The 13,081-nt window shown below is 64.0% G+C and carries 8 protein-coding genes; 4 read left to right on the forward strand and 4 right to left on the reverse strand.

Going from position 1 to position 13,081, the window contains the following annotated elements; translation table 11 throughout:
- Position 1: 1 nt before the first annotated feature.
- Positions 2–955, reverse strand: coding sequence for an alpha/beta fold hydrolase (locus RFM98_RS15500; RefSeq protein WP_320309678.1), 954 nt, complete (start codon positions 953–955; stop codon positions 2–4).
- A 517-nt stretch (positions 956–1,472) separates the two neighbouring features.
- On the opposite strand from RFM98_RS15500, the gene RFM98_RS15505 reads away from it, so the two are divergent.
- Entirely contained in the window at positions 1,473–1,940 is a 468-nt protein-coding gene (locus RFM98_RS15505; protein WP_140642283.1) for an Hsp20 family protein, read from the forward strand.
- Positions 1,941–2,081: 141 nt separating this feature from the next.
- The gene (locus RFM98_RS15510) at positions 2,082–2,834 is read left to right on the forward strand and encodes a sulfite exporter TauE/SafE family protein (protein WP_320309679.1); all 753 of its coding nucleotides are present in this window, start codon (positions 2,082–2,084) and stop codon (positions 2,832–2,834) included.
- A gap of 12 nt (positions 2,835–2,846) precedes the next feature.
- Here the strand turns inward: RFM98_RS15510 and RFM98_RS15515 are convergent, their stop codons facing one another.
- Together RFM98_RS15515 and RFM98_RS15520 are read right to left on the reverse strand one after the other, a co-directional pair.
- Positions 2,847–3,740, reverse strand: coding sequence for an MBL fold metallo-hydrolase (locus RFM98_RS15515; protein WP_320309680.1), 894 nt, complete (start codon positions 3,738–3,740; stop codon positions 2,847–2,849).
- Positions 3,741–3,765: 25 nt separating this feature from the next.
- On the reverse strand, positions 3,766–4,815 hold the full coding sequence (locus RFM98_RS15520; RefSeq protein ID WP_320309681.1) for a threonine aldolase family protein: 1,050 nt from the start codon (positions 4,813–4,815) through the stop codon (positions 3,766–3,768).
- Between the two features lie 488 nt (positions 4,816–5,303).
- Here RFM98_RS15520 and gltB point away from each other — a divergent pair, with 488 nt between their 5' ends.
- Positions 5,304–10,028, forward strand: a complete 4,725-nt coding sequence (gene gltB / locus RFM98_RS15525) for a glutamate synthase large subunit (protein WP_320309682.1) — start codon at positions 5,304–5,306, stop codon at positions 10,026–10,028.
- Between the two features lie 142 nt (positions 10,029–10,170).
- Entirely contained in the window at positions 10,171–11,625 is a 1,455-nt protein-coding gene (locus RFM98_RS15530) for a glutamate synthase subunit beta (protein WP_320309683.1), read from the forward strand.
- A 56-nt stretch (positions 11,626–11,681) separates the two neighbouring features.
- Here RFM98_RS15530 and RFM98_RS15535 read toward each other — a convergent pair whose 3' ends face one another.
- Positions 11,682–12,902: an SGNH/GDSL hydrolase family protein gene (locus RFM98_RS15535; protein ID WP_320309684.1), complete on the reverse strand. Its 1,221-nt coding sequence runs from the start codon at positions 12,900–12,902 to the stop codon at positions 11,682–11,684.
- Positions 12,903–13,081 lie beyond the last annotated feature (179 nt).

Raw genomic sequence — 13,081 nt, forward strand, 5'->3', positions numbered from 1 at the left:
ATCAGGCGTCGCCGGTGCCGGGAATGAAGGCGTCGAAGGCGGCCAGGAGCTGCTCGCGATAGATGTCCTTCTCCTGCAGCAGCTCATGCTGCGCGCCGTCGATCATCAACAGCGAGCCGACACGCAGTTTCCTGGCATAGGCTTCCACCGCCCTGGTCGAGACCACGCGATCGGCGCCGGCGGCGACGATCAGCATCGGTACCTGGACCCTTGCCATGAAATTCGGATCGCTGACGGTTTCCGCTGCCGCGGCGGCGGCTTTCAGCCAGCGGATGGTCGGGCCGCCGAGGGCGAGCTGCGGCCAGGCCTCGTAGATCCCGACATTGCGCCGGTAGCGCCCGGGATCCGTGGTCACCTTGTTCACCTCGAAAGGCGGCGGCACTTTCGGCCGGGGACCGAGCGCGGCATAAAGCCTGCCCAGACCCAGCGCGCAGAAGACCGCGCAGATGCGCCGGACCGTGCTTGTCGAAACCGGCAGGTCGGGCACGGCGAGGAAAGGTGCCAGCAGCACCATGCGCCGCACGCGGTTGACCATCGACGGCGAGGCAAGCAGCGCAATCACAGCCCCGGTCGAGTGGGCGAGGATATAATAGGGGCCGCGGCAGTCGGGCAGCACGATCTCCTCGAAGAATTGTTCGAGGTCGCGCGTATAGTCGCGGAAGCTGCGGACATAGCCGCGCTGGCGGTCACGCAGCAGGCGGCTGGAACCGCCCTGGCCGCGCCAGTCGAGGACGGCGACGCCGAAGCCGCGATCGGCGAGGTCGCGGATGGTCTCGAAATATTTCTCGATGCATTCGTTGCGCCCGGTCAGCAGGACCACCGTGCCCTGCAGCGGACGGGCGACAGCGGCAAAGACGCCGTAGCGGATCTTCTTGCCGTCGGATGTGGTGAAGAAGCCGCCCGCGGCATTCTGCGGCGCGGGATTGTCCTCGGTGTGGTGGAAAAGATCCGTCATTCGGCGCGTCGTTGGTTACTGCTTGCCCGGACGGGCGAGGCGTCGGCATGGTGATAGACGGCCAGGCGGCAAAAGCAAAGGCGCTGCGCGGATTTACGCGGCTGCCGTGAAACGGGTAAGGCCGGAAGTGCCTGCGGCGCTCTTCCGGCCTCCGTCGATCCGGGAGGAAGGGACGATGCACCCGGTTCGGCCTCGTCACGGCGTCGCGATCAAGGCGCCGCTTGTCTCTCTGTCTTGACGCAGTTCCGGAGGAAAACCGCTTCACGCTTTTCCTAGAATTGCTCGACCTTGGCTGAGCTTAGCGATGCCAGGCTGAACGGATGCCGAAGCCCCAGTTCATCTGCCGTTCATCAACATGGCGTTTTTGCGCCGGTCAAAAACCTTGAAATGGCTTTTTCCGCTTCCCAAATGAAGGGTGCGGCCGCCGATGTCGGGGCCGCTGGCCGATCCGCAACGCCTTTCGAGGGTTTCGCACCGGGTCATACGCAAACCATGTTGCTCAACAGGAGAACACATCATGCGTCACGTTGATTTTTCCCCGCTTTATCGTTCGACCGTCGGCTTCGACCGGCTGTTCACCATGCTCGACTCGCTCGGCCAGCCCGAGACCGCGCAGACCTACCCGCCCTACAATATCGAGCGCACCGGCGAGAACGCCTACCGCATCTCGATGGCCGTTGCCGGCTTCTCGGAAGACGAGATTTCGATCGAAGCCCACCGCAACGTGCTGACCGTCAAGGGCGAGCGCAAGGAAGAGAACAATGGCGAGGGTTCGGAGCTGCTTTATCGCGGCATCGCCTCGAGGTCCTTCGAGCGCCGCTTCCAGCTGGCCGACCACGTCGAAGTGGAAGGCGCCACGCTGAAGAACGGCCTGCTCTTCGTCGACCTCAAGCGCAATATTCCCGAGGAGCTGAAGCCGCGCAAGATCGCCATTACCCAGTCCTCGGACAAGGCCAAGCAGATCGAAGCCAAGGCCGCCGCGTAATCCGCGGGCTCCATCCAAGACCCAAGTCTCCCTCCCGAGACGAAAGCGAGCGGCGCCGAGAGGCGCCGCTTTTCATTGTGCCATCGGCAACGAGCCTTTCTGGCTCTTTTGAAGCATGCAGCGACGGACCATGAAGGAACCATGTCCGATATTTCCCTGCTGCTGACACTCACCGTCGCAATCACCTTCCTGCTCGCCGGTATCGTCAAGGGCGTGACCGGCATGGGGCTACCGACGTTGGCGATGGGATTGCTCGGTACCATGATGCCGCCGGTGACCGCGGCGTCGCTGCTCATCGTGCCGTCCTTCGTCACCAATGTGTGGCAGCTTTTCGCCGGCCCGAGTTTCTCCGCGATCCTGCGCCGGCTGTGGCTGATGATGGCGGGCATCCTGATCGGCACCGTCGCCGGTTCGCGGCTGCTCGCCAGTGACAACGTCAAATGGACGACCGCCAGCCTCGGCGCGGCATTGATCGTCTATGCCGCCTACAGCCTCCTGGCGCGGCAGCCGACGGTGCCGGCACGTGACGAGCGCTGGTCCTCGCCGGTCGTGGGCTTCCTCACCGGACTGGTCACCGGCGGCACCGGCGTCTTCGTGGTGCCTGCCGTCCCCTATATCCAGGCGCTCGGCTTGAGCCGGGACGATCTCATCCAGGCGCTAGGTCTTTCCTTCACCGTGTCGACGATCGCGTTAGCGCTGGGGCTCGCCTCGCATGGCGCCTTCGATGCCGGACATCTGGCGATGTCCGCCCTTGCCGTGCTGCCGGCCTTGCTTGGCATGTGGCTGGGGCAAATCCTGCGCCAGAGAATCAGCCCGGCGGCTTTCCGCCGCTGGTTTCTGATCTTCCTTATCCTGCTCGGCGTCGAGCTGCTGCTGCGGCCTTTGCTCGCCTAGCTGGAACGGAGCTTATTGGCCTTTTGCCGCGACGACTGCCCCGACATTCTGTCGGTGAACGGCTTCGTATGGCGCGAAATACTCAACGGCGGTCGTGGCAAATATGTCGGCACCGAAGGTCTTCAGATCTTGTTTCGCCAGGTCTGGGTCTTGCCGGCAGGAAAGCAGCTTTCGAACATAGGCCTCAGTCGCGGTGATGAAGCTTCTGTCGTAGCCGCCGGCTTCGATTGCCTGCAAGGAACCGTGGTTGGGCAGGATCCGATCGAACTGCCAACCGGCCATGCGCTCCAGGTCGGTCAAATGTTCGCTCAGGCGTTCCGGTTCCGAGACATAGGTGATGGAGTCTTCGAGCGTGTCGCCCGCCAGCAGCAGGCCGGCGTCGGGCATCAGCAGCACCGTGCCGTCATGGCTGTGGATCTCGACCTGGCGCAGTTCGACGTGGATCGCTCCGACCGTTAGGCTGAGGCTGTTCTCGAATAGCCTGTTGGGCAACACGAGCGGCTTGATGGGCGGGCTGCCGCCTTCGATCTCGGCCCGGCCGCGTTCAAGCGCCGAGGCCGTGAGGCGGTTGGCGATGATCTCGCAATCCTCGAACACCTCGTTGCCGGCAATATGATCGTCATGCCAGTGGCTGAGCACGACGCGTATCGAAGTCACACCCATGTCTTCAAGCGTCCGCCTGATGAAGCGGGCGTGGGTGAGCGAAATATGCGTGTCATAGACGAGCGCCTGCGAGCCATCGACGATGGCATAGGTGCAAATGCCGAGGGTATAAGCGCCGTCGTCGAGCCAATTCGGCTCGTCCGACCAGATGCGAACGCCATCGATGCGGCCATCGTAGAAGCCCAGGACGTTCGGCGCCGGACGAACCAGCCGCATTGTCGAGCCGAGAGGCGGTTTGGTCATCAGGCTGCTCCCGGTTGCCGGACATTCAGCCAAGCAAGTGACCGAGACGGTCGATTTCTTCCGTCGTGGTCGCGAAGCTGGCGACGAAACGGTAGATAGCTTCATTGTCGCCGAGGTGCCCGTCGAAGCCCTGCGGCACGCCCCATTCGTAGAACTTGGCGCCGGCCGCCTGCAGCTTCTCCGCCGTCGCGCGGCCGAGGATGGCGAACACCTCGTTGGCCTGCGGCAGCCAGGCGAGCTTGCCGGCCGGCGCATCCTCGATCGTCTCGGCCAGATGCGCGGCCATCGCATTGGCGTGCCCGGCCATCTTCAGCCACAGATCGTCGGTGAGATAGGCTTCGAACTGGGCCGAGATGAAGCGGGCCTTGGAAAACGTCTGCCCGGCGCGTTGGCGCAGCAGGCGCAAATCCTTACCGACGTCCGGATTGAGGACCACGACCGCGTCGGCCATCCAGCAGCCGTTCTTGGTGGCGCCGAAAGAGATGAGGTCGACGCCGCTCTTCCAGGTCATTTCGGCCGGGCTGACGCCAGTCGCCGCAATCGCATTGGCGAAGCGCGCGCCGTCCATATGCAGCGGCAGCTTGTGGCGGCGGCTGACCTCGGCGATCGCCTTGACGTCGTCGACGCTATAGACCGTGCCGACCTCGGTCGCCTGGGTGATGCTGACCGCCATCGGCTGACCCGCAGGGGCCAGATCCTGCGAATACCGCTTTATGGCCCGGTCGAGGGCCTCCGGGTTCATGCGCCCCAGCGGTCCAGGAACCGGCGCCATGCGCGCGCCGCCGGTGTAGAAGCCCATCGCGCCAAACTCGTCGACATTCATATGCGCTTCGGAATGGCAAAGCGCGATGCCGCCGATACGGTTCAAGGCAGCCATCGAAAGCGCGTTGGCCGCGGTGCCGGTCGCGACGAAGAAGACCTGCACCTCGCGCTCGAAAATCTCGTTGAAGCGACGATAGACGGCGCGGTCCAGGTCGCCATCGCCATAGGCGATAGCGGTGCCGGCGGCATGGCGCGACAGGTTGGCCGAAATATCGGGGTGCACGCCCGCCCAGTTGTCGGATGCAAAAAACATCGAGAGGTCCATATCGTGGTTGGCAAAAGCGGCGCGACTTGATCGCTTCGTCAGGCGAAGCGCAAGGGCCAATCACTGGCAATGCGGTAAAGCCAGCCACCTTCAAAAGGGCCTGAACCAAACCTTGCGTTTCCAGCGCTTGTCACGAAATTTTGTGTCGCGGCGCCGCCAAGATTTTTGTGAATCGGTCTTGTGTGCCTCTACGATTTCTGTCATAAAAAATTTAGGACAGTAGTGCTGTCTTATTTTGTCGCACAAAACAGGCTGGACTGGCGTATCATCGCTGCCATTCCGGCCATTGTCGCGAGCGGCGGGTAGACGGCCCGGCTCTGACCTGTACGATACCGGATGCGAACCGGGCGTATAGCCGTATGGTTCGGTAGATTTCGCGAGACGTGCAGCAGGATCAAGGGGAGGCGTTGTGCTTCCCAAGGCAAACCAGCGCCCTGAGACAGTCAGGGCCAAGGTGGAGATCGGAGGATAGGACGATGACGGAACTGACGCCATCTGCGATCAACGGCCAGGCCGCGCAGACGAAAGCGGCAGCCGTTAAACGTCCAACCCGTGCCACGGCCAGCGGCATGACCGCGCAGGGCCTCTACGATCCGCGCAACGAGCATGACGCCTGCGGCGTCGGCTTCATCGCCAACATGAAGGGCGTGAAGTCGCACCGGATCGTCGAGGACGGCCTGGCGATGCTGGAGAACCTCACTCATCGCGGCGCGGTCGGCGCCGACCCGCTGGTCGGCGACGGTGCCGGCGTGCTGGTGCAGATCCCCGACGGATTCTTCCGCGCGGAGATGGCCGCCAAGGGCGTCGAACTGCCGCCGGCCGGCCAATATGGCGTCGGCCACTGGTTCATGCCGCAGGACGCGTCGCTTCGCGCCCACATCGAAGAGATCATCGCCGAATCGGCGCAGTCGGAAGGGCTGCCGCTCATCGGCTTCCGCGACGTGCCGGTCGACAATTCGTCGCTGTCGAAGGCTCCGGATATCGTCGCGTCGGAGCCGTTTCATCGCCAGGTGTTCATCGGCCGCACGCCGGACATCACCGAAGACGAGGAATATGAGGCTAGGCTTTATCTGCTGCGCAAGGTGATCTCGGGCCGCATCTATGCCGAGAACGACAACAAGGACATCGGCGCCTATTGCGTGTCGCTGTCGGCGCGCACCATCGTCTACAAGGGCATGTTCCTGGCCTACCAGGTGGGCGCCTACTACAAGGATCTCAACGATCAGCGCTTCGAAACAGCTCTGATTCTCGTCCATCAGCGTTTCTCGACCAACACTTTCCCGTCGTGGAAGCTGGCGCATCCCTATCGAATGGTCGCGCATAATGGCGAGATCAACACGGTGCGCGGCAACAACAACTGGATGGCGGCGCGCCAGGCCTCGGTCGATTCCGAACTGTTCGGCAACAACATCTCGAAGCTCTGGCCGATCTCCTATGATGGCCAGTCGGACACCGCGTGTTTCGACAACGCGCTCGAGTTCCTGTTCCAGGGCGGCTATTCGCTCAGCCACGCCATGATGATGCTGATCCCGGAGGCCTGGGCCGGCAACAAGCTCATGGACGCGGACCGCAAGGCTTTCTACGAATACCATGCGGCCCTTATGGAGCCGTGGGACGGGCCGGCGGCGGTGGTGTTCACCGACGGACGCCAGATCGGCGCCACGCTCGACCGCAACGGCCTGCGCCCGGCGCGCTACATCGTCACCGATGACGACCGCGTCATCATGGCTTCCGAAGCCGGCGTGCTGCCGGTGCCGGAAGAGAAGATCGTGCAAAAGTGGCGGCTGCAGCCCGGCCGCATGCTGCTCATCGATCTCGCCAAGGGCCGCATCGTCTCCGACGAGGAGATCAAGTCGGAGATCGCGACCAGGCACCCCTACAAGACCTGGCTCGCCAACACGCAGCTCATCCTCGAAGACCTGAAGCCGGTCGAGCCGCGCGCTCTGCGCAAGGACGTCAGCCTGCTCGATCGCCAGCAGTCCTTCGGCTACACGCAGGAGGACACCAAGCTTTTGATGGCGCCGATGGCGACCACTGGCCAGGAAGCGGTCGGTTCGATGGGCACCGACACGCCGATCTCGGCAATGTCGGACAAGTCGAAGCTGCTCTACACCTATTTCAAGCAGAACTTCGCCCAGGTCACCAACCCGCCGATCGACCCGATCCGCGAGGAGCTGGTGATGAGCCTGGTGTCGTTCATCGGGCCGCGGCCGAACATCTTCGATCTCGTCGGCACCTCGCGCCGCAAGCGGCTCGAAGTGCGCCAGCCGATCCTGACCAATGGCGATCTGGAGAAGATCCGCTCGATCGGTCATACCGAAGATCGTTTCGACACCAAGACGATCGACATCACCTACGGCTCGAACGAAGGTGCAGCCGGCATGCAGGGCGCCATCGACCGGCTCTGCGAGCGGGCGGAGGCGGCGGTCGCCGGCGGTTACAACATCATCATCCTGTCCGACCGCCAGGTCGGGCCGGACCGCATCGCCATTCCTTCGCTTCTGGCGACGGCGGCCGTGCATCATCATCTGATCCGCAAGGGCCTGCGCACCTCGGTCGGCCTCGTGGTGGAGTCCGGCGAGCCGCGCGAAGTGCATCACTTCTGCTGCCTCGCCGGCTATGGCGCGGAGGCCATCAATCCCTATCTCGCCTTCGACACGCTGCTCGACATGCACAAGCGCTGCGAGCTGCCGGAAGAAGTCGACGAGTACGAGGTGGTCTCGCGCTACATCAAGTCGATCGGCAAGGGCATCCTCAAGGTGATGTCCAAGATGGGCATCTCGACCTACCAGTCCTATTGCGGCGCGCAGATCTTCGACGCCATCGGGCTCAAGTCGGATTTCGTCGAGAAGTATTTCACCGGCACGGCGACGCTGATCGAAGGCGTCGCCCTGGACGAGATCGCCAGCGAGACGCTCAGCCGCCATAGCGATGCCTTCGGCAGCGATCCGGTGCTGCGCAACAACCTCGAAGTCGGCGGCGAATACATGTACCGCATGCGCGGCGAGGCGCATATGTGGTCGCCCGATGCGGTCGCCAGCCTGCAGCACGCCGTGCGGCAGGGCTCATGGGACACGTTCAAGGACTATTCGGCGCAGATCGACAGCGCGACCGCGCGCGCCCAGACCATCCGCGGCCTGTTCAAGATCAGAACAGCGGACGAGACCGGCCGCAGGAAGGTCGCGATCGAGGACGTCATGCCGGCGGCCGAGATCGTCAAGCGTTTCTCGACCGGCGCGATGTCGTTCGGCTCGATCTCTCGCGAAGCGCACACGACGCTGGCGCGCGCCATGAACCAGATCGGCGGCAAGTCGAACACCGGCGAGGGCGGCGAAGAAGCCGACCGCTACCTGCCGCTGCCCGGTGGCGGCAAGAACCCGGAACGCTCGGCGATCAAGCAGGTCGCCTCGGGCCGGTTCGGCGTCACGGCGGAATATCTGGTCAATTCCGATGTCATGCAGATCAAGGTCGCGCAGGGCGCCAAGCCCGGCGAGGGCGGTCAGCTGCCTGGACACAAGGTCGATGCGACCATAGCCAAGGTCAGGCACTCGACACCCGGCGTCGGGCTGATCTCGCCGCCGCCGCATCACGACATCTATTCGATCGAGGATCTGGCGCAGCTGATCTACGACCTGAAGAACGTCAATCCGGCGGCCGATGTCTCGGTCAAGCTGGTGTCGGAAGTCGGCGTCGGCACGGTCGCGGCGGGCGTCGCCAAGGCGCGCGCCGATCACATCACCATCTCGGGCTATGACGGCGGCACCGGCGCTTCGCCGCTGACATCGCTCAAGCATGCCGGCAGCCCCTGGGAAATGGGCCTCGCCGAGACGCATCAGACGCTGGTGCTCAACGGCTTGCGCAGCAGAGTGGCGCTGCAGGTCGACGGCGGCTTGCGCACCGGGCGCGACGTCATCATCGGCGCGCTGCTCGGCGCCGACGAGTTCGGCTTCTCGACCGCGCCGCTGATCGCGGCCGGCTGCATCATGATGCGCAAGTGCCATCTCAACACCTGTCCGGTCGGCGTGGCGACGCAGGACCCGGTGCTGCGCAAGCGCTTCAAGGGCTCGCCCGAGCACGTCATCAACTTCTTCTTCTACGTGGCAGAAGAGGTGCGCGCGCTGCTTGCCGAAATGGGCTTTACGCATCTCGACCAGATCATCGGCGACAGCGACCTCCTGGAGAAGCGCGACGTCATCCAGCACTGGAAGGCGCGCGGGCTCGACTTCTCGAAGATGTTCTTCAAGCCGGACGCTCCGCATGAGGCGCTGCACTGGACCGAGCGGCAGAAGCATCCGATCGACGACGTGCTCGACCGCAAGCTGATCGAGGCGGCAAAGCCGGCGCTCGAAGCCAAGCAGCCCGTGACCATCGAGCTGCCGATCCGCAATGTCGATCGCTCCGCCGGCGCCATGCTGTCGGGTGAAGTCGCCAAGCGTTTCAAGCACAAGGGCCTGCGCGAGGACACGATCCAGGTGAAGCTCACCGGCACGGCCGGCCAGTCCTTCGGCGCCTTCCTGGCGCGCGGCGTCTCGTTCGAGCTGGTCGGTGCCGGCAACGACTATGTCGGCAAGGGCCTGTCGGGCGGCCGCATCGTCATCCGCCCGCCGGAAGAATCTAGAATCGTCGCGGCGGACTCGATCATCGTCGGCAACACGGTGCTTTATGGCGCGACCGAAGGCGAAGCCTATTTCGCCGGCGTCGCGGGCGAGCGTTTCGCGGTGCGCAATTCGGGCGTGGCCGCCGTCGTCGAAGGCGTCGGCGACCATGGCTGCGAATACATGACCGGCGGCATCGTCGTCGTGCTCGGAAAAACAGGGCGCAATTTCGCGGCCGGCATGTCGGGCGGCGTCGCCTATGTGCTGGACGAGAAGGGCGATTTCGCCGAGCGCTGCAACATGGCGATGGTCGAGCTCGAGCCGGTTCCGGAAGAGGACGACCTGATGGAGAAACTGCTCCATCACGGCGGCGACCTCGACCACAAGGGCCGCGTCGACGTGTCGGGCGACATGACCAGCCATGATGAGGAACGGCTCTACCAGCTGATCTCGAACCACGTTCATTTCACCGGTTCGGTGCGCGGCCGCGAGATCCTCGACGACTGGCAGAACTTCCGGCCGAAATTCCGCAAAATCATGCCGGTGGAATATCGCCGCGCGCTGATCGAGATGGAACGCATGCGCATGAGCGTGGCGGCGGAATAAGCATTGGAGAGGCCGGAAAGACACGTCTTCGGCCGCCATCCTCACCAACAATCCTGACCCCGGACTGCGGTTGCCATGGCAGCTTTATGGGGTTAACGGGTGCGCCGACAAAAGCGTGCCTTCGGACAGCAGGGACTGGACTATGGGCAAGGTAACAGGCTTTCTCGAGATCGACCGGCAGGTGCACAAGTACCAGCCTGCCTCCGACCGCATCCGGCATTTCCGCGAATTCACGCTGCCGATGTCGGACAAGGAGGTCGAAAAACAGGCCGCACGCTGCATGGATTGCGGCATTCCGTTCTGCCACGGACCGACCGGCTGCCCGATCCACAACCAGATCCCGGACTGGAACGACCTCGTCTACAATGGCGATTGGGACAACGCGATCCGCAACCTGCATTCGACCAACAATTTCCCGGAGTTCACCGGCCGCATCTGCCCCGCGCCTTGCGAGGAAGCCTGCACGCTGAACCTCGAGGACATTCCGGTCGCTATCAAGACGGTTGAGCAGGCGATCGCCGACAAGGCTTACGAGACCGGCCATATCCGGCCCTATCCGCCCGAGAAGAGAACCGGCAAGCGGGTCGCCGTCATCGGTTCCGGCCCGGCGGGAATGGCGGCGGCGCAGCAGCTCGGCCGCGCCGGTCATGACGTGCATGTCTATGAGCGAGAGAGCCGCCCCGGCGGGCTGATGCGCTACGGCATTCCGGACTTCAAGATCGAGAAGCATTACATCGACCGGCGCATCGAGCAGATGCAGGGCGAGGGCGTGACCTTCCATTGCGGCGTCAATGTCGGCATAGACATGAAGGTGGCCGACCTGCTCGAGGAATTCGACGCCGTGCTTTATTGCGGCGGCTCGGAAACGCCGCGTCCGGCGGGCATTCCGGGCAGCGACCTCAGCGGCGTCTACGATGCCATGCCTTATCTGGTGCAGCAGAACCGCCGCGTCGGCGGCGAGCCGATCCAGTCGGTGGCCTGGCCCTCGCACCCGATCATCGCCGGCGGCCAGCATGTCGTCGTGGTCGGCGGCGGCGACACCGCGTCCGACTGCATCGGCACCGCCTTCCGCCAGGGCGCGGTGCGCGTGACCCAGCTCGACATCCGTCCGCAGCCGCCGGAGAAGGAAGACAAGCTCGCGGTATGGCCCTATTGGGCGACCAAGATGCGCACCTCGTCCTCGCAGGCCGAGGGCGCCGAGCGCGAATTCCAGGTGGCGACGCTCGAATTCATCGGCGAGGAAGGCCAGCTGACCGGCGTCCGCTGCTGCGAGGTCGACGACAGGCGCAAGCCGATCGCCGGCACCGAGTTCGTCATCCGCGCCGATCTCGCTTTCATCGCCATCGGCTTTGCCGGACCGGCGGGCGACAGTCTGATGAAAGAGCTCGAAGGCGAGATCAAGGTCGTCACCGACAGCCGCCGCTCGAACAATGTCGAGGCCAATGACCGCGACTACCGGACCAGCGTCGACAAGCTCTATGCCGCGGGCGATGTGCGCCGCGGCCAGTCGCTGGTGGTGTGGGCGATCCGCGAGGGCCGCCAGGCGGCGCGCTCGATCGACGAGGCGCTGATGGGATCGACGGTGCTGCCCCGTTAGAGCGTTTGGAAATCCTACGCCTGCGGCAGGCCGCAGGCGTTCTCGTTGCTACCAACCTATTGATTGATACCGGTCGTGGTACCGGGCTGAGCTGCGGCACTCGCCGGCTGTGTCTTCGGCGGCCAGGAAAAATCGTCGGCGCGGCCGGGCGAGGCGGCCGGCGCCTTGCCTTCGATGATCAGTTTTTCGCCAGGCAGATTCGGATCGGCCCTGGCCGGCTGCGCGGCGCCGAGCAGTTCCGAGCCGCCGTCGAGCGACGGGTCGCCGAGCAGCATCGGCGCGGTGCGATCGACGATGACGGGCGCGGCGGCCGGCTTCGGCGCCTCGACCGGAGCGCCCGCCGGCGCCGACACGGTCGTGATGCTCCCCGGCGCCGCCAGGCCGAGGATCTTGGCCAACGGCTTTTCCGTGTAGAAGGCGAGCTTGCGCTTGCCGGCCTTGGTGACGTTGATGCCGTCGTCGGAACGCAGGCGAACCGGCTGGCCGTTGATGTCCGGGCCGGAGATGACGAAAGCGCCGTTTTCGTCGACGAAGCCGTCCCAGACATCGACGAACTCGCCGCCATGCTTTTCGGCGGCCGAGCGAAAGATGTCGTTGAAGGCAAGCATGTCCGAGTTCATCTTCGACACGCGGAAAGCCGGCATGCCGACCCACAGGAACGGCACCTTGGCGTCCTGTATGGCCTTGCCGAATGCATCGGTGCGGCGCTCGTATTCCTTGGTCCAGTTCTCCGAACGCGGCTGCTCGCGCACGTCACCGACCTTCATCTGCTGGCGGTCGTTGGAGCCGAGCATGACGATCACGGCCGACGGTTTCTCGGTTTCGATCACCGATTTTATCTCGGCCGGCCAATTGTAGAAATCGTCTCGAACGAAGCCGGACGAACCGTTGCTGCGGGCGACGATCCTGACAGCGGGATTGTCGGCAAAGGCGGTGTCCAGGCCCTCGGCCAGCCCGCCGGCCATAAAATCGCCGACCACCAGCACGACACGGGCGTCGTTTGTCTTCTCGACGATCGGTGTTTCCGGTTCCGCCGGCGGACGCGGCTTGGCTTTCTTCTTCGGTTTCGGCCTTGCTTTCTCGATTTCGACCGGTGGCTCGACGCGTTCGCTGCGGCGCGGGAACAGAAGGTCGCGCAGCGACCAGCCACGGCTTTCCTCCTGGGCGAATGCAGGGGCGTGGAAGGCGCCGGCGGCGGTGACGACAAGCACGGCAAGGGCGAGAATCAGGATCGGCGCCCGGCGAATGCCCTGCCTGATACGCGCAACCGGAACCAAACACCTCTCCATCCCTTGGCGCATGACCAGGCAGACGCGGGAAAGTCATGCGCAAGCCGAAGCGCTACAGCATCCTCGCCCTGCTTGAAAGGATGCCTGGCGCCTTGGAGCGGTTTCAGCTTTTCACAGAAAGCCAGCCCGCTCTAAGTATTCATTCACGCAATTCCGAACGGAAAACC

The organism is Mesorhizobium australafricanum, assembly GCF_033977265.1.
Taxonomy (GTDB): Bacteria; Pseudomonadota; Alphaproteobacteria; order Rhizobiales; family Rhizobiaceae; genus Mesorhizobium; species Mesorhizobium australafricanum.